This is a genomic window from Promicromonospora noduliphila, from assembly GCF_056951025.1.
In genome coordinates this window covers 2,166,114-2,183,428 of sequence record NZ_CM167806.1, presented here as the reverse complement: position 1 = coordinate 2,183,428, position 17,315 = coordinate 2,166,114, and the positions used below count along the sequence as shown (strand labels likewise).

Annotated in this window: 13 protein-coding genes; 6 read left to right on the top strand and 7 right to left on the bottom strand. The window is 72.5% G+C overall.

Translation table 11 applies throughout. The annotated features are described in order from the left end of the window. Positions 1-48 precede the first annotated feature (48 nt). Positions 49-642, top strand: coding sequence for a hypothetical protein (locus AC0QU1_RS09545; protein ID WP_483576156.1), 594 nt, complete (start codon positions 49-51; stop codon positions 640-642). Here AC0QU1_RS09545 and AC0QU1_RS09540 read toward each other — a convergent pair. The 6 genes from AC0QU1_RS09540 to AC0QU1_RS09515 all read right to left on the bottom strand — a co-directional run bounded on the left by AC0QU1_RS09540 (position 609) and on the right by AC0QU1_RS09515 (position 10,597). Beyond that, positions 609-1,610: a hydroxymethylglutaryl-CoA lyase gene (locus AC0QU1_RS09540; protein ID WP_483576155.1), complete on the bottom strand. Its 1,002-nt coding sequence runs from the start codon at positions 1,608-1,610 to the stop codon at positions 609-611. The genes AC0QU1_RS09545 and AC0QU1_RS09540 overlap by 34 nt on opposite strands. Beyond that, positions 1,603-3,651: an acetyl/propionyl/methylcrotonyl-CoA carboxylase subunit alpha gene (locus tag AC0QU1_RS09535; protein WP_483576154.1), complete on the bottom strand. Its 2,049-nt coding sequence runs from the start codon at positions 3,649-3,651 to the stop codon at positions 1,603-1,605. Before AC0QU1_RS09535 ends, AC0QU1_RS09540 begins: the two co-directional genes overlap by 8 nt. Beyond that, positions 3,648-5,198: an acyl-CoA carboxylase subunit beta gene (locus AC0QU1_RS09530; RefSeq protein WP_483576153.1), complete on the bottom strand. Its 1,551-nt coding sequence runs from the start codon at positions 5,196-5,198 to the stop codon at positions 3,648-3,650. Before AC0QU1_RS09530 ends, AC0QU1_RS09535 begins: the two co-directional genes overlap by 4 nt. 57 nt (positions 5,199-5,255) lie before the next feature. Continuing rightward, the gene (locus AC0QU1_RS09525) at positions 5,256-6,896 is read right to left on the bottom strand and encodes a fucose isomerase (protein WP_483616488.1); all 1,641 of its coding nucleotides are present in this window, start codon (positions 6,894-6,896) and stop codon (positions 5,256-5,258) included. Positions 6,897-6,907: 11 nt separating this feature from the next. Further along, positions 6,908-9,415 (bottom strand): GH116 family glycosyl-hydrolase, encoded by a 2,508-nt coding sequence (locus AC0QU1_RS09520; protein WP_483576151.1) that lies wholly within the window; start codon positions 9,413-9,415, stop codon positions 6,908-6,910. A 192-nt stretch (positions 9,416-9,607) separates the two neighbouring features. Continuing rightward, entirely contained in the window at positions 9,608-10,597 is a 990-nt protein-coding gene (locus AC0QU1_RS09515) for a LacI family DNA-binding transcriptional regulator (protein WP_483576150.1), read from the bottom strand. A 108-nt stretch (positions 10,598-10,705) separates the two neighbouring features. Between AC0QU1_RS09515 and AC0QU1_RS09510 the strand changes: the two genes are divergently transcribed. Continuing rightward, positions 10,706-11,803 (top strand): glycoside hydrolase family 172 protein, encoded by a 1,098-nt coding sequence (locus AC0QU1_RS09510; RefSeq protein ID WP_483576149.1) that lies wholly within the window; start codon positions 10,706-10,708, stop codon positions 11,801-11,803. Here AC0QU1_RS09510 and AC0QU1_RS09505 read toward each other — a convergent pair. After that, a complete protein-coding gene (locus AC0QU1_RS09505) occupies positions 11,707-12,672 on the bottom strand; it encodes an AraC family ligand binding domain-containing protein (RefSeq protein WP_483616486.1) in 966 nt (321 codons plus the stop codon). The two genes, AC0QU1_RS09510 and AC0QU1_RS09505, sit on opposite strands and share 97 nt — an antisense overlap. Positions 12,673-12,782: 110 nt before the next feature. Between AC0QU1_RS09505 and AC0QU1_RS09500 the strand changes: the two genes are divergently transcribed. From AC0QU1_RS09500 to AC0QU1_RS09485, 4 genes are all read left to right on the top strand, one after another. Beyond that, the gene (locus AC0QU1_RS09500) at positions 12,783-14,156 is read left to right on the top strand and encodes an alpha-glucosidase/alpha-galactosidase (RefSeq protein WP_483576147.1); all 1,374 of its coding nucleotides are present in this window, start codon (positions 12,783-12,785) and stop codon (positions 14,154-14,156) included. A 69-nt stretch (positions 14,157-14,225) separates the two neighbouring features. After that, positions 14,226-15,530, top strand: coding sequence for an ABC transporter substrate-binding protein (locus AC0QU1_RS09495; protein ID WP_483576146.1), 1,305 nt, complete (start codon positions 14,226-14,228; stop codon positions 15,528-15,530). Continuing rightward, positions 15,514-16,425 (top strand): carbohydrate ABC transporter permease, encoded by a 912-nt coding sequence (locus tag AC0QU1_RS09490; RefSeq protein WP_483576145.1) that lies wholly within the window; start codon positions 15,514-15,516, stop codon positions 16,423-16,425. Before AC0QU1_RS09495 ends, AC0QU1_RS09490 begins: the two co-directional genes overlap by 17 nt. Next, entirely contained in the window at positions 16,422-17,315 is an 894-nt protein-coding gene (locus AC0QU1_RS09485) for a carbohydrate ABC transporter permease (protein WP_483576144.1), read from the top strand. The genes AC0QU1_RS09490 and AC0QU1_RS09485 overlap by 4 nt, the downstream gene beginning before the upstream one ends.

Below are 17,315 nucleotides of genomic sequence, written 5' to 3'. Positions count from 1 at the left end.
GGCGGGCCGGCGACATGTGCCGTCCCGACGACATGACAAGGTGGACGGATGTCAGTACGACAGGTGATCCTCGCGGCCGCAGCGGCCCTCGCCCTCGTGGCGACGGCCGGCTGCACGATCAGCGTCGGCGGCCAGGACGACGACGGCGCCCAGCTCTTCGGACAGGGGAACAGCATGCAGTGGGACCTGACACGACCGCTCGAGGCGGAGGCCCTCGGGCTTCCAGAGGACCAGATGGTGGTGGTCACCGTGCCCGACGGCGCCACCGTGCACCTCACCCTCCCCAGCGGCACCTGGTCCGGGCGCACCGAGGAGATGACGGTGACCACGCGGCACGGTTTCGTGGACTCCGTCGACCTGTACTGGACCGAGGCCGACGGGCAGGCCGCCGCCGACCGGATGGCGGCGGACGCGGGCCTCCTCGGTGTCGACGCCGCGCAGGTCGCGGGATGGGCTGAGACCGCGCGGTGGGCCGAGACGGCCGACATCAACCGGACACGGGAGAAGGCCAACTACAACGGCTCGACCGGCGAGGTGTCCACCTCGATCAAGCCCAGCATGGCCGTGGGCGAGGGTGCGGGAACACCGGTCCGGCTCTGGTACAAGTTCTACGTCCGCGACGTGGTCGAGACGGCGGGCTGACCGGCGGCACCCCGCAGCGCCTGGTAGGCGCGGCTGACCGGCGCGTGGCCCAGGTGGGGCTCCAGCCACGCGCTGGTGTCCAGGACCCGGGGCAACGACACCCCCGTACTGATCCCCAGCCCGTCCAGCATCCACAGCAGGTCCTCCGTGGCGAGGTTCCCGGTGGCCGACTCCGCGTACGGGCACCCGCCCAGCCCGCCCGCCGACGTGTCGAACGTCGTCACCCCGTGCCGCAGCGCGGCGGCCACGTTGCCCAGCGCCTGCCCGTAGGTGTCGTGGGCGTGCAGGGCCAGCACGTCGTCCGGCACGCCGGCGTCGTTCAGGGCGTCCAGCAGCGCGACGACGTGCCCCGGCGTGCCGACGCCGATCGTGTCGCCCAGCGAGAGCTCCTGGGCGCCGAGGTCCATGAGCCGCTTGCCCGCCGCGACCACCTGGTCCAGCGGCACGTCGCCCTCCCACGGGTCGCCGAAGCACATCGAGACGTACGCCCGCACCCGCATCCCCGCCGCGCGGGCCCGCGTCATGACGGGCTCGAACATCGCGTACTGCTCGTCCAGCGACCGGTTCAGGTTGCGACGCGCGAACGAGTCGGTGGCGCTGGCGAACACCGCGATGTGCCGCAGCCCCAGGTCGTAGGCGCGTTCCAGGCCGCGCTCGTTCGGCACCAGCACGGGCAGGTCGCGGGCGCGGTCGCCGAGCCGGTCCACCAGCGCGCCCAGCACGTCGGCGGCGTCGGCGAGCTGCGGCACCCAGCGCGGGTGCACCAGGCTCGTGGCCTCCACGTACGGCAGGCCGGCGTCGAGCAGCCGCTCGACCAGGCCGACCTTCACCGCGGTCGGCACCACCGCGTCCTCGTTCTGCAGGCCGTCGCGCGGGCCGACCTCGTAGATCGTCACCCGCTCGGGCAGGCTCGGGTCGGGCACCACCTGGGGCCTCCGGAACTCGCCGGACCTCGCCTGCTCAGTCATCGCGCTCGCTCCCTCCGCTCGCTTCGCCCGCAGCTTCGCCTGCTCCTTCGTCTGGGGCCTTTGGATGTACCTCGAAGAGCACCTGCCGCGCCGCCACCTGCTCCCCTGCCGCCGCGCGCACGCGCACCACACCGTCCGCCGGCGCCACGAGCGCCACCTCCATCTTCATCGCCTCCAGCACGCCGAGCGCCTGCCCGGCGGTCACCCGCTCGCCGTCAGCGACCTCGACCCGGGCCAGCGATCCAGGCATCGCGGCGAGCACCACGCCGTCGGACAGCTCGGCCTGCGCCGGACGGGACGCCCCCGGCCGCACGAAGCGGAAGGTGTGCCCGCGTGTCACGACCTCGACGGACGACCGCCGCACGTCGAGGTCGAACCGAGCCGTCACCCCGTCGATCTCCAGCAGGCACTCGCCGGCGAAGTCCCCCGGCCCACTGCCCACCGCGCGGCACGACGTCGGCGGCTCGCCCTCGCGCCGCACCTCGCCCCGGGTGACGCTCACCCGGAGCACCGCGTCGTCCAGCTCGACCCACGTGTCGGCGGGCGGTCCGCCGAGCCGCCACCCGTCGCCGCCGTCCTGCGCCGCGGCCGAGGCGACCGCCCAGGCCGCGGCCACGAGCGCCGGACCCGGATCCGGTGGCGGCAGCTCGTGCGTGTCCAGCCACGCCGTGTGCACTTCGCCGTCGCGGAACGCGTCCGAGTCCGCGAGCGCCCGCACGAACCCCGTGTTGGTGACGAGGCCGCCGATCGCCGTGGCGTCGAGTGCGTCCACCAGGCCGCGCCGGGCGGCCTCCCGGTCGGCGCCGCGGGCGATGACCTTGCCGACCATGGGGTCGTAGGCGGCGGGCACCGCCGTGCCGTCCTCGATGCCGGCCTCGACGCGGGCGTGCTCGGGCCAGCGCACGCGGGTCGCGGTCCCGGCCTGCGGCAGGAAACCGCCGAACGCGTCCTCCGCGTAGATCCGGGCCTCGATCGCGTGGCCGGCGACGGCGACGTCGTCCTGGGCGAAGCCCAGCTCCTCGCCCGCCGCGACGCGGAGCTGCTGCTCCACCAGGTCGATCCGCTCGCCGCGCACGGTGACGACCTCCTCGGTGACGGGGTGCTCGACCTGGAGGCGGGTGTTCATCTCGAGGAACCAGGCGCCCACACTGGTCGGACCGCCGCCGGCACGCGCGTCGACCGAGCCTGCCGAGGCCCCGTCCTCCACCAGGAACTCCGCGGTGCCAGCCCCTGTGTACCCGACCTCGCGGGCCAGGTTCACGGCCCACTCGTGCAGCCAGCCGCGCAGCACGGGATCGAGGTCAGGCGCAGGGGCCTCCTCCAGCACCTTCTGGTGCCGCCGCTGGGCCGAGCAGTCGCGCTCGTGCAGGTGCAGCACGGTGCCGTGCTCGTCGGCGAGGAGCTGCACCTCGACGTGCCTGCCGCGCTCGACGTAGCGCTCCAGCAGCACGGTGTCATCGCCGAACGCGGCGGCGGCCTCGCGGCGGGCGGCCGCGACGGCGGAGCCCAGCTCGGCCGGCTCGCGGACGATCCGCATGCCCTTGCCGCCCCCGCCGGCGGCGGCCTTGACCAGGAGCGGGTAAGTCAAACCCCCCGGGACCGCGAAGTTCTCCGCGCCCAGCCCGAACGCCGAGGTCTGCCGCAGCACCGGCACCCCCGCCTTCTGGGCGATCGCCCGCGCCGTGTCCTTGCGCGCCATCGCGTCCATCGCCTCGGGCGGCGGCCCCACCCACGTCAGCCCGGCCCCGACGACGGCGCGCGCGAAGTCGGCCTGCTCGGACAGGAACCCGTAGCCGGGGTGGACGGCGTCGGCGCCGGTCTCCTTGGCGGCCGCGAGCAGCGCCGGGACCGACAGGTAGGACTCGGTGGCCGGCGTCGGCCCGATCCGGACGGCGACGTCGGCGGCCCGGGTGTGCGGCGCACCGGCGTCGGCGTCCGAGTGGACGGCGACCGTGCGCAGGCCGAGGCGGCGTCCGGTGCGGATGATCCGCAGGGCGATCTCGCCGCGGTTGGCGATCAGGAGCGTGTGCACACGAATCACATCCGGAAGATGCCGTAGGACGGCTCGCCGATCGGGGCATTGGCCGCAGCGGCCAGGCCGAGCGCGAGGACGCGGCGGGTGTCGGCGGGGTCAATCACGCCGTCGTCCCAGAGGCGGGCGGTGGCGTAGTAGGGGTTGCCCTGGGTCTCGTACTGGGCGCGGATCGGGGCCTTGAACGCCTCGACGTCCTCGGGCGCGAGGTCGCGGCGCACCGTGGCGAGCACGGAGGCCGCCTGCTCGCCGCCCATCACGGAGATGCGCGCGCCCGGCCACATCCAGAGGAACCGCGGGTCGTAGGCGCGGCCGCTCATGCCGTAGTTCCCGGCGCCGAACGAGCCGCCGAGCACCACCGTGAACCGCGGCACCGACGTGCACGCCACGGCGGTGACCAGCTTGGCGCCGTCCTTGGCGATGCCGCGGTGCTCGTACTCCTTACCCACCATGAAGCCCGCGATGTTCTGCAGGAACACGAGCGGGATGCGCCGCTGGTCGCAGAGCTGCACGAAGTGCGCGCCCTTGAGCGCCGACTCCGAGAACAGGATCCCGTTGTTCGCCACGATCCCGACCTGGTACCCGTCGATCCGCGCGAAGGCGCACACGAGCGTCTCGCCGTACCGGGCCTTGAACTCCGCGAACCGGGAGCCGTCGACGATGCGCCGGATCACGTCGCGTACGTCGTAGGGCGTCCGCGGGTCGGAAGGCACGTCGTAGAGGCCGTCGGGGTCGAGCTCCGGTTCCTCCGGCGCCGCCCGCTCCAGGCTCGGCGGCCGGGTCGGCGTGGTCGCGATGATCTCGCGCACGATGCGCAGGGCGTGCGCGTCGTCGTCGGCCAGGTGGTCCGCCACGCCGGAGGTCGTGGTGTGCACGACGCCGCCGCCCAGCTCCTCTGCCGTGACAACCTCGCCCGTCGCGGCCTGCACGAGGGGCGGCCCGCCGAGGAAGATCGTGCCCTGGTCGCGCACGATGACCGCCTCGTCGCTCATCGCCGGCACGTACGCGCCGCCCGCCGTGCAGGACCCCATGACGGCCGCGACCTGCGGGATCCCCCGCGCCGACAGGTTGGCCTGGTTGTAGAAGATGCGCCCGAAGTGCTCGCGGTCGGGGAACACCTCGTCCTGCATCGGCAGGTAGGCGCCCCCGGAGTCCACGAGGTACACGCACGGCAGGTGGTTCTCGGCCGCGATCTGCTGCGCGCGCAGGTGTTTCTTGACCGTCATCGGGTAGTAGGTGCCGCCCTTGACGGTCGCGTCGTTGGCCACGACCACGCACTCGCGCCCGGCGATCCGGCCGATCCCCGTGACGATGCCGGCGCTGGGCACCGCCCACTCGCCCCCGTACAGGTCGTAGGCGGCCAGCGCCCCGATCTCCAGGAACGCCGAGCCCGCGTCCAGCAGCCGGTCCACCCGGTCCCGCGCGAGCAGCTTGCCCCGCCCGGTGTGGCGGGCGCGCGCCTCGGGCGACCCGCCCTGCCGCACGCGCGCCAGCCGCTCCCGTAGCTGCGCCGTGAGGGTGCGCAGATCCGTTCCAACGCCGACGTCGGTGGTCATGTGCCGCAGCATAGCCCGCCGGTTAACGATCGTTAACCCCAGGCGCCCCGGAGCGCCTCAGGCGAGCGCCGCGACGTCCCCGCACACGTGCACCTCGACGCCCAGCTCCGCGAAGAACGCCGCCTTGGCGACCAGCGCGTCGTCGGCCGTCGCGGCGTCGGGCGCGTAGGCAACGTTGAGGTGGTTGGCCTTGTGCCGGGCCATGAACTGGTCCCGGCTCACGCCGTGCAGCACCGCGTGCATGATCGGCCACTCCGGGTTGGTCGCCTGCCAGCGGCGCTCGGTCTCCGCGGCGGGCAGCGCGACGGCGGAGGCCCGCCCCAGGTCCACGTGCAGCCGGCCGCCCGCGATGTACACGCGGGACCAGACGATCTCGCCCGGCCTGGACACGCCCTTGATGGTGGAGCCGCCGAGCGGGAAGTACACCGGGTCCTGCCGCCACCCCTCGGCGCCCGCGTAGCCACCGGTCAGGTGCGAGGGTGGCACCGAGCCCGAGATCTCGAAGACCCACACGAACCGGCCGTCGAACTCCTCGCCCCAGCGCACGTCGTGCAGCGTGGTGGCCGGGTCGAGCCCCATCGCGGTCCACAGCCGGTTGGTCACCAGCGCGTCGACGGCCACGCCCTCGTCGGCTTCGTTGAAGTGCGGCAGGGCCCTGCCCTCCCACAGCACGCGCGCGCCGTCGCGCGAGGTGACCGGCGGGCGCACCACGTTGTTGAGCAGGCCCTCGGCCAGGTCCGACGCCGGGCTGAGGTCCTTGAGCCCCTGCTGGTACTGGATGCCGACGGCGTCCAGCCCGAAGTCGTCGGCGATCCGCAGCGCGGCGACGTACATCTTGTGCTGCCAGGTGAGCTGCGCCGCGGTGAGCTCCGTCGCCTCGTCCGAGCCCAGCTTGAACGTCATCCCGGCGTCCTCCAGCCAGGCCTGGACCGCGGCGGCCTCGGCGTCCGGCACGCGCTGCATCTCGGCCCACAGCGCCGACTGGCTCAGGCGCTCCTTGTAGATGCCGATCGGGTTGAGCAGCTCGTCGTCGATGATCGCGTTGTACATGCCCATGCAGCCCTCGTCGAAGACGCCGATGATCGCCTTCTCGCGCAGGAGCTGGGCGGCCAGCGCGCGCCCGAGGTCCACCTGCGGGCCGGCGGGCAGCGCCGGCGAGTCGGTGACGTGCGAGGCGTCGTGCTCGATCCGGCCCGTCTCCAGCCACGCGCGGATGCCATCCCTGAACCACTGGTCGGTGAAGTCCACGCTCCAGATCGTCGAGTAGGGCTTGCCCATCTTGGTCAGGCCGGCGTTCAGACCGAGCAGGCCCACCAGGCCCGGCCAGTCGCCCACGAAGTTGGCCACGGTCAGGATGGGTCCCTCGTGGGTGCGCAGGCCCGCCAGCACGTGGTGGCTGTACTGCCAGACGGCCTCCGCCACGATGAGCGGGGCCTCGGGCGGGACGGACCGGAACACCTCGAGCCCCATCCGCTGGGAGCTGATGAACCCGTGCCCGGTGCCCGGGTCCACCTCGTTGGCGCGGACCACGGTCCAGCCGAGCTCGGCGAACGCCGCCGTCAGGTCGGCCTCCATCGCGGCCTGCGTGGGCCACCCGGCCCGGTTCGCCGACTCGCGCAGGTCGCCGCTGGCCACCAGGTAGGCCGTGTTCGGCGCCGCCTGGGGTCGCGGGGTCACGGGGGGAAGGTCGTAGGACATGTGCTGCTCCCTTATCCGGTGTATCCGTTGGTCGAGGGGGTGAACGTGAGGGTCTCGCCCGGCCGGACGACGTCGGACCGCACCGCCGCGAGCGCCACCCCGCGCACGACGGCCTGGTCCAGCCGCAGGGCGCCGCCGTCGACGTGGAGGCGCAGCCCGCCGTCGTCCAGCTCGAGGCGGCCCCACGCGGTGCCGGTGCTGAAGAAGGTCCGCAGGGCCGGCGTGCCGGCCGGCGGGTCCACGGTGATGCGCCGGTCGGCGACGCTCGTGCGGACCCCCGACCAGGCCAGCAGGAGCGCCCACGACGACAGGGAGCGCGCGTAGTGGTTGCCGCACTCCGCCTCGTTCCACGGGCTGCGCCGGTACCCGTCGTGCCGCGCGCGGACGGCGGCCACCACCTCGAGCGACTCGGCGGTCAGGCCCTCGTACGCCAGGTGGGCGGCGACCTGGTACTCGATCCCCGTCCAGACCTCGTCCGCGTACACGAACGGGATGCGCGGGCGGCCGCCGCGCGGCCAGGAGCACAGCACCAGGCCCGCCTCGTCCCCGAGCGCGTAGGTGCGCTGCACGCTCTCGTGCCGCAGCAGCGAGCGCCGGAAGTTGTGCGTGTGGACCGCCCGCACCGCCGAGCGCACGTGCGCGGCCGGGAACAGGTGGCCGAGCCCGACGACGTGCGCGAGGAGCTGGCCGAGGAGCTGGTCGCTGAGCACGCCGGTGCCGAACTGGTAGCGCCGCGCGTCGACGTCGTCCAGGTGCTGCTGGTAGTACTCGCCGTTGAAGAGCAGCCGGTCCATGCGGTCGCTGCCGACGGCGGCGGCCTCGCGCCACCGGGCCGCCAGGCCGGGCACGCCCACCCGGTCCGCGAGCTCAGCGGCGGCGCGCAGCGCGGCGTAGAACATCGAACCGGCGCGCGAGTCGGCGCCCACGAACTCGATGTCGTAGGTGTTGTGCTGCAGGCCGTCGAGCACGAGGTCGCCGTCGGCGTCCCAGTGGGCGAACGCGAACTCGACGGCGCGCACCAGGGCGGGCCACACCTCGCGGAGGAAGTCGTCGTCGCCGCTGAGCAGCCACTCCCGGTAGACGCGCAGCACGGTGCCGAGCTGCCCGTCCGCCGCGGGATGGAAGTCCCAGGCCGGCGAGCCGAAGATCCGGTTGGTGCGGAAGTTCATCCGGCCGTCGTCGCGCGTCTCCAGCAGCAGCTCGGTGCGGCGGGCGCTGCGTTCGAGCGCGGGGAACAGCCAGGCGAGCGACTGCGCGTAGGTCCAGACGTGCGTGCACGTGCCCTCGCAGCTCCCCACCGTGTCGAAGCTGCCCTCCCAGGCGGCGAACGTCCCGTCCGCCAGGCGGAAGCAGGTGGTGCTGCGGATCACGGTCAGGTTCGAGCCGACGGCGTCGAGGACCGGCGCCGGCAGCGTGCTGTCGTACAGGGCGCTGGTGAAGGCCCGCGTGGCCGCCTCCAGGGCGTCGAGCCGCCGGTCCAGGTCGACGGCGACGGCCCACGCGTCGGCGTACCGGCGGGCGTAGGCGTTGCACACCACCTCATCGAGGTGCGGGTCGTCGCCGATGATGTTGCCCGCCCACCCGCGCGGCCGGTTCGGGAAGTGCCACGTCAGGCGGAACTCGAAGTCAGCGGACTGGCCGGGGGCGATCTCGTCGGCCACCGCGAGCGAGCCCACGCGCAGGCGGGTCAGCCACGGCGGGTACGGCTCGGGGTCGAGGGTGGCCACGGGCTCCGGGGTGAGCGTGCCGGTGTCGCGGAACTCGTCCCAGAACCGCTGGACGCCGTCCTGCCACGCCCCGTACAGCCAGGTCGGCTTGGCGGTGACCGCCCGCCCCTGGCCGACGGCGTCCGGCGCGCCGACGGCGTCCCGCGTCGTGAGCGTCACCGTCCCGGCGAGCAGGTGGTCGTCGGGCAGGTCGGAGGTCATGACCAGGCCGCCGACGCCGTCCGCCCGCCGCCACGCGTTGTGCGGCCGGCCGGCGAACCGCGGGAAGTGGAAGACGTCGCGCTCCGCCTGCGCCCCGACGGGGTTGGCGAGCGAGCCCGCGACCGTCACCCGCACGGGGTCGGGCCCGGGGTTGTGCACGCGGTAGCGCAGCACGGCGCACGGGATGCCGGAGTCGTCCTCGTCCAGGGGGACGAACGGCGTGAAGGCCGTCAGCGACACCTCGACGGGCAGCTCGTCGTCGACGAAGTCGAGCTCCAGCAGCGGGTACCGCCCGCGCACGCGGGTGTCGGCGAGCCGGGGCAGGCCGGCGACGTCGCCCGCGTAGTAGCCCTGGTCCGCCTCGTGCGGCGGGCGGTGGCGCGCCTCCAGCACCCGGGTGACCGGGTCCGCGCCGGCGCGCGCCACGCGGATCGCGAAGAACGAGAACGGGTTCTTCGCGCCCTTGGCCGGGCGGTTCGCGAGCTCCCAGTCGCGCAGCTCGCCGCGGGCACCGACCGACACGTTGCCCGTGCCGATCCCGCCGAGCGGGAACGCGGCGGCGGCCGCCGAGGCGTCGAGCTCGGCGACCATCAGGCCGCCTCGCCGAACCGCAAGGTCTGCGGCTGTGGCACAGGGGTGCGCTGCGGGGTCATGGGGATCCTCCTTGATCCTTGTGCACTGCCTCTTCGGCTGTTCCCGCCTACTTTGGCAGAAATCGATTTCACCTACAAGGGCCCAAAAGCGCGGCTCCAGGCGGGTCGCCGCGCCTGTCCCGTGAAACCGCTACGGCACCGCCCGGTGCTTCCCGGGGACAAGCTGGTTGCGCAGCACGATGGTGCGGGCGGGCTGCGTGTCGCCCTTGATCCGGTCGATCAGGATGCGCGCGGCGGTGATGCCCATGTTCCGGGCGGGCAGCCGCACCACGGTGACCGCGCTCGGCGGGAGCGTGGTGAACGGCAGCCCGCCGATCACGGCCACCCCCATCCGCAGCGGCGTGAGCTCACGCTCGGTGAGCACCTGCAGCGCGCCCACGCCGAGCAGGTTGTTGCCGGCGACCAGCGCGTCCGGCGGCTCGGGCAGCGCGAGCAGGTCGGTCATCACCTTCACCCCGCCGTCGACGCCGAAGGTCGAGTACCGCAGGTACTCCTCAGGGTCGTCGAACAGCTCGTGCCGCGTGACGACGTCCTTCCAGCCCTGGGCGCGCTCGTACGCGGTCTCGATGTCCTGCGGCCCCGTGATGCAGGCGATCCGGCGGTATCCGGCCTGGTGGAGCGCGTCCGTGGCCGCGCGGCCTGCGGGCCGGTTGGACATCACCACGGCGTCGACGTCGAAGTCGGTGGTGCGGTCGACGGTGACGACGGGGCGGCCGCGCGCGATGACGTCGGTGAGGTCGCTCCCGCTCGCCGCTGGCGCCACGATCACCCCTGCCATGCTCTCCGAGAGCGCGATCTTGAAGTACGTGGCCTCCTTGGCGAGCTGCGAGTCCGTGTTGCACAGCACCACCGAGAAGCCTGCCTCCTGCGCGACGTCCTCGACGCCGCGCGCCATCTCCGTGAAGTACGGGTTCTCGATGTCGGGGATGACCAGCGCGATCACCTCGGAGTGCTGCTTGCGCAGCGTGCGCGCGGTGCGGTTGGGCGTGAAGCTCAGCTTCGCCGCCGCCTCGCGGACCCGCTCCGCGTTCTCCGGCGACACGCGGGTCCCGTTGAACACGCGCGAGACCGTCGCCGGCGAGACGCCGGCGAGCTCGGCGACCTCGTAGATCGTGGCCATCGGCGTCCTTCCATTGACACGGAACCTGAGCCGACCATACATTGGTGAAATCGGTTTCACAAGACAGGCCCGCTCACGGGCTCGCGCACGAGGAAGTGTGGTTACCCAATGCTCGATCCTGCCCTGCGAAGCGTCTCGGCCCTCCGCGATGTCCGGACCCGGTCCATCAGCCCCGAGAACTTCGACGGCTCGGTGGGCGGCGGCGGGCGCGCGACCGAGGGCACGGGCGCCGAGGCGGCGCGCGACCTGGGCCCCGGCTGGAAGATCTCGCCGAGCGTCGACATCAAGGCCGGCGAGACGTTCGACCTGGCCACCATCCGCGGCGGCGGCAAGATCACGCACATCTGGATCACCACGCACACCGACCACTGGCGCACGCTCGTGCTCCGGGCCTACTGGGACGGTGCCACAGAGCCCGCCGTCGAGGTGCCCTACGGCGACTTCTTCTGCAACGGCTGGGGCGTCTTCACGCAGGTCAGCTCACAGATGATCGCCGCCAACCCGCACGGCGGGTTCAACTCCTACTGGCCCATGCCGTTCCGCACGGGCGCCCGGCTGACGCTGGAGAACACGTCCGAGAAGGACGTCCGCGTTTACTACCAGGTGACCTACGAGCAGGGTGGCGACCACACCGGCGAGGGCTACTTCCACGCCCAGTGGCGCCGCAGCAACCCGCTCGAGGACCGCGTGCCGCACACCATTGTGGAGGGCGTGGAGGGGGCCGGGCACTACGTCGGCACCTATATCGCGTGGGGCGTGAACTCGAACGGCTGGTGGGGCGAGGGCGAGATCAAGTTCTACCTCGACGCCGACGACGAGTACCCGACGATCTGCGGCACCGGCACCGAGGACTACTTCGGCGGCGCGTGGAACTTCGACGTCCCCGGCCAGGGGTACACCGAGTTCACGACGCCGTACCTCGGCATGCCCCAGGTGATCCGGCCCGACGGGCTCTACGTGAGCCAGCAGCGGTTCGGCATGTACCGCTGGCACATCGTCGACCCGATCCATTTCGCGCAGCGGCTGCGCGTGGACATCCAGGCTCTCGGCTGGCGCAGCGGCTGGCGGTACCTCCCGCTGCACGACGACATCGCCTCGACGGCCCTGTTCTACCTGGACCGGCCGACGGCGCACCGCCCGGCCACGCCGTCGGCCGACGACATGGAGGTGCACCGCGGCACCGCCGCCGTCCCCGACCTCGCCTGAGCCCGGCCCCTGAGTGGGGTCAGCGGAAGGTGCGGCGGTAGGTGCCCGGGGCCGTGCCGCACACCTGGCGGAACGTCTCGTAGAAGCTGCTCTGGGCCGTGAAGCCGGCCGCATGCGCGATCTCGGCGGTGGTGCGGTCCGACGTGATCGAGCAGCCGCTGCGCCTCCGCGACCCGGCACCGCGCGATGTACGTGCCGACCGTCGTGCCGATCACCCGTTTGAAGAGCGTCATCGCGTGGCCGGGGCTCAGGTGGACGGCGCCGGCCACGTCCGCGGCGGTGATCGGCGAGCGGTAGTTCTCGGCGATGAACTGCGCCATCGCCGTGGCACGCTCGGCCGCACCGGACTGCGTCAGCGGCACGCACTCCGCCGTCGGCCCGGGCCCCGGCTCGTCCCGGGTCGCGCCCGCCAGGACCCGGCGCACGAACGCCTGGGCCTCCAGCATGACCACCGTGTCCTGGCCGCCGTCCAGGACGTCGTGGTGCCAGCTCGCGAACAGCGCACCGACGTCCCGCACCAGGTCCGCGGCGGGCACGACGACGGGCCGCGCCCGCAGCAGCACCGCCACCTGCTCGGTGGGCAGCGCCCAGCTCAGCACCTCCGTCAGCGGGATGTGCACCCACGCCCCGTCGGTCGGCGTCGCGCCGGGGTCCACGAGCTGGTGCGGCGTGCCGCCCCAGAACAGCGCCACCTGGCCCGCCTCGACCCGCAGGTACGAGCCGCCGAAGAGGTAGTCGAGGCGCCCGGCGCGCACGAGGTTGAGCTCCAGGTCGTCGTGCCGGTGGGGCCGCTCCATCACCGGAGGCGCGCCCTGCCGAACCCACAGTGCGGGTTCGGCCAGCTCCACCTCGTCGTCCGCGAGCGCCATGGGACGGCAGCATAGGGCCCGGGCGGCCGGGGTGCAGAACCGGAGGATCCCGGAGAGCCGGGGCACGCAGCCGGAGGCTTCGCCGTCATCCTCGCGCCTAGCGTCGCCGTATGGCTTCCTCCCCCAAGATCACCATCATCGGCGCCGGTGGCTTCGTCTTCCCGTTCCGCCTTGTCGGCGACCTGCTCAGCTTCCCGGCGCTCCAGGGCGCCACGCTCAGCCTCATGGACCTCGACGCCGGGCGTCTGGACCGGGTGGCGAGCGCCACCCGGGAGCTGGTGGCGCACCACGGCCTGCCGACGGTCGTGGAGCAGACGACGGACCGGCGCGCAGCGCTGCGGGACGCGGACTTCGTGATCATCACGTTCCAGGTGGGCGGCGTGGAGTCCTACCGGCACGACGTCGAGATCCCGCGGCGCTACGGCGTCGACCAGACCGTGGGCGACACGGTGGGGCCGGGCGGCGTGTTCCGGTTCCTGCGGTCGGTGACCGCGTACCAGGACATCGCGGCCGATGCGCTGGAGGTGTGCCCGGACGCGCAGTTCATCAACTACGCCAACCCGATGGCGATGGCGACGGCGTACCTGAACGCGCTGGGGCTGCGCACGGTGGGCCTGTGCCACAGCGTGCAGGGCACCACGCGGATGCTGGCGCGCACGCTCGGCGTGCCGTACGAGGAGGTGTCGTACCGCTGCGCGGGCATCAACCATCAGTCGTGGGTGCTGGAGTTCCGCCGGGGAACGGAGGACCTGTACCCGCGGCTGCGCGAGGCGATGACGGACCGGCACGTGCGAGGCCGGGCCGCGGCGGACCTCCTGGCGGACGACGGCGACCACTCCGAGGAGGCGCTGGCCGCCAGCACCTACGAGGGCGGCAACGAGCAGGTGCGCACCACGCTGATGAACCACTTCGGCTACTTCGAGACGGAGTCGAGCCATCACGCGTCGGAGTACGTGCCGTACTTCCGCAAGGACGCCGCCACGACCAAGGAGTACATCCCGGAGCGCTGGGACTACTACGAGATCTGCGCGGCGCACGACGAGCAGGGCGACGTCGACGAGCAGCTCGCGCGCCTCAAGGAGGACCTGAGCCCGTCGGTCGAGTACGGGGCGTCCATCGTGAACGCGGTGGTCACCGGCGTGCCGACAGTGGTCTACGGGAACGTGCCGAACGCGGGCCGGGTGATCACGAACCTGCCGGACGACGCGTGCGTCGAGGTGGCGTGCCTGGTCGACGCGAACGGCGTGCAGCCCACCAGCGTCGGGGACCTTCCGCCGCAGCTCGCGGCGCTCAACCGCACGAACACCAACGTGCAGACGCTCGCCGTGCGCGCGGCGCTGACCGGCGACGTCGAGCACGTGCACCACGCCGTGGCGATGGACCCGCTCACCTCCGCGCACTGCACCCTGGAGCAGATCCGGGCGATGACCGACGAGCTGCTGGAGGCGCACGCGGCGCTGCTGCCGCCCGCGCTCAAGCACTGAGCGCACGCGGGGCCGCGGGCGACGACGCTCGCGGCCCCGCGCCGACCACCTCAACGAAGAGGAGACGACATGCCGACTCATCCGGCACCCCCGACACCCGGCGCGAGACTGTCCCGCCGCACGTTCCTGGCCGTGGCGGGGATCAGCGTGGCGGGCGCCCTGGCCGCCTGCTCCGGCGCCCCGACGGGGACCAAGCACCTGCGCCTGTCCTCGTGGAACATCCCGCTGGACCTGGAGTCCTACCAGGTGATCGCCGACGAGTTCGTGGCGGCCCATCCCGGCACGAGCGTGGCGGTGGAGGTGACGACCGGCCAGTTCCACCAGTGGTTCATCACGCGGCTCGCCGCGGATCTCGCGCCGGACATCATCCGCATCACGCCGCAGCAGATCGGCCGGTACGCCGCCAACGGCAGCCTGGTGGACCTGACCGGCGCGGTGCCCGCGGAGTACCAGGACGACTACTCCGAGCCGTTCTGGGCGATCGGCGCGCGGGAGGACGGCCTGTACGGCGTCTTCCAGCACACGGACAACTTCATCACCTACTACCACCGGGGCGTGCTGGAGCAGATCGGCGTGACTCCGCCGTCGTCGCTGGAGGAGGCGTGGCACTGGGAGGAGTTCCTGGAGATCGCCCGGGAAGCCCAGAAGGTGACGGGCGCGTACGGCTTCGGCTACGGCTGGGGCGGCGCGGAGACGGCGTACCGCTGGCTGCCGATCGTCTACCAGAACGGCGGCACCTTCCTGGGCGACGACGGCGAGACGCCGTCCATGGACAGCGCCGAGGCGATCGAGGCCCTGGACTTCGGGCGTCGCTGGTACGCCGAGGGCCTGGTGGCCCCGGCGAACATGAGCAAGTCGGGCGGTACGCCGTCCCGCGACCTCTTCCTCACCGGGCAGATCGGCCTCCTGCTCGACAACCCGGAGTCGATTGCGCCGCTGGACGAGGGCATGCCCAACGAGTGGGGCACCGCGCCCATGATCCGCAACGCCGGCGAGGCGTCCGACCTGGGCGGCAACGCCCTGGCCGTGACGAAGTCCAGCAAGCACCCGGAGCTCGCGGCCGAGCTCGTCGCGTACATCACCAGCCGGGCCAACGCGATCGAGTTCTGCAGGCGGGGCAACTGGCTGCCCGCCCGGTCCTCCCTGGACGCCGCCGACATCGGCTACGACCGGCACGCCGACACCATGCAGCGGTTCATCGACCAGGCGGGGACCATCCCGCTGTCGCTGGTCCGTGCGGAGTCCGGGCAGTACTTCAGCTCGCTCAACTCGGTACTGGCCGACTACCTCGACCTGTGCTTCCTCGGCGAGCTCACGCCCGCCGAGTGCGGCACCCAGATGACGGAGGCGATGCGCAGTGTCACGACGCGATGAGAACCTCCACCAGCGGCCCGACGCCGGCGCACGGCGGCCACGCTTCGCGCCCTACCTGTTCGTCGGGCCGGCAGGCCTGCTGTTCCTCGCCTTCTCCCTCCTGCCCATCGTCATCGCGATCGCGCTGTCCTTCCAGGACACGGCGACGCTCGGCGACGGCGAGTGGGTCGGCACCGGGAACTACGAGACGATGCTCGGCGACCCCCTGCTGCGCACCGCCCTGCTCAACACCCTGGTCTTCACCATCGGCACCGTCCCGACGGCGATGGCGATCGGCCTGGCCCTCGCCGTCGCGCTGAACCGGCCGCTGCCGGGGCGCGGTCTGCTGCGGGCGCTGTTCTTCGTCCCGATGATCGCGGCCGGCGTCGTCGTCGGCGTCATCATGTCGTGGATCTTCAACCCGGACTACGGCGTCGCGAACAACGCGCTCGCCGCACTGGGGCTGTCTGGCCTGCCCTGGATGACCTCACCGAGCACCGCGATGTTCACGCTCGTCGCCGTGGTCGTGTGGACCCGGATCGGGTTCTGCATGGTGATCTACCTCGGCGCCCTGCAGTCGATCCCGGCGGAGCTGCGCGAGGCCGCCGCGATCGACGGCGCGAGCGGCTGGCAACGGTTCCGGCGGCTCACGGTGCCGATGCTGGCGCCGACCACGTCGATCCTGCTGATCCTCAACGTCGTGTTCTCGCTCCAGTCGTTCGACGTCATCTACGTGATGACGGGCGGCGGGCCCGGGTTCTCGACCACCGTGCTGATCCAGTACGTGTTCCGGTCGGCGTTCGCCGACGCGCGCATGGGCTACGCGGCCGCCCTCGGCCTGCTGCTCGTGCTGATCCTGCTGGTGTTCACGCTGCTGCGGCAGCGCGCGACGAAGCGAGCGGAGGAGCTCCTGTGACCACGCTGACCTCCCGGGTCGCCCGGCCCGCCCGATCCCCCGAGCCCACCCCGCCCCTCAGGGAACGCCGCGCCCGCCGGCGCCGCTGGCTGCTCACCGCGGTCTTGACCGCCGTCGCGATGGTCGTCGTCTTCCCGCTGTACTGGATGATCGTCTCCGCGCTCACTCCCGGCGGACAGTCGCAGAGCAGCGAGTTCTACCTCTGGCCGGCGGCGCCGACCACCGAGAACTTCACCGAGGTGTTCGCCCAGCAGCCCGTGTGGCACTGGCTCGGCAACTCGGCCTTCGTCGCGTCCGTCGGCACGGCACTGTCGGTCTGCGTGTCCCTGGGCGCCGGGTACGCCCTGGCCAAGTACCGGTTCCGCGGCCGCGGCCTGCTGTACGCCGCGTTCCTGGTCACGATCATGATCCCGATCCAGGTCACGCTCGTGCCCGCGTTCCTCGTGACGGCGCGGCTGGGGCTGGTGGACTCGCCGTGGGCGGTGATCCTGCCGACGCTGTTCGACGTCGTGGGCATCTTCATCGCCCGCCAGTTCATGCTCGGCGTGCCCGACGCGCTGATCGAGGCCGCCCGCCTCGACGGCGCCGGCGAGCTGCGCACGTTCTTCCGCGTGGTGCTGCCGACGTGCTGGCCCCTGGTGGGGGTGCTCGTCATCCTCGGGTTCATGAACCGGTGGAACGACTTCCTGTGGCCGCTCGTGGTGCTGCAGGGCAACGAGAGCCTCACGGTGCCCGTCGGGCTGTCCACGCTGACCGACAACCCGGCGTTCAGCTCGCCCTGGGGTGCGGTCATGGCGGTGGCCACGGTCGCCGTCGTGCCGCTGCTCGTGGTGTTCCTCGTCTTCCAGCGCACGTTCGTCCAGGGCATCGCGAGCACGGGCATCAAGTAG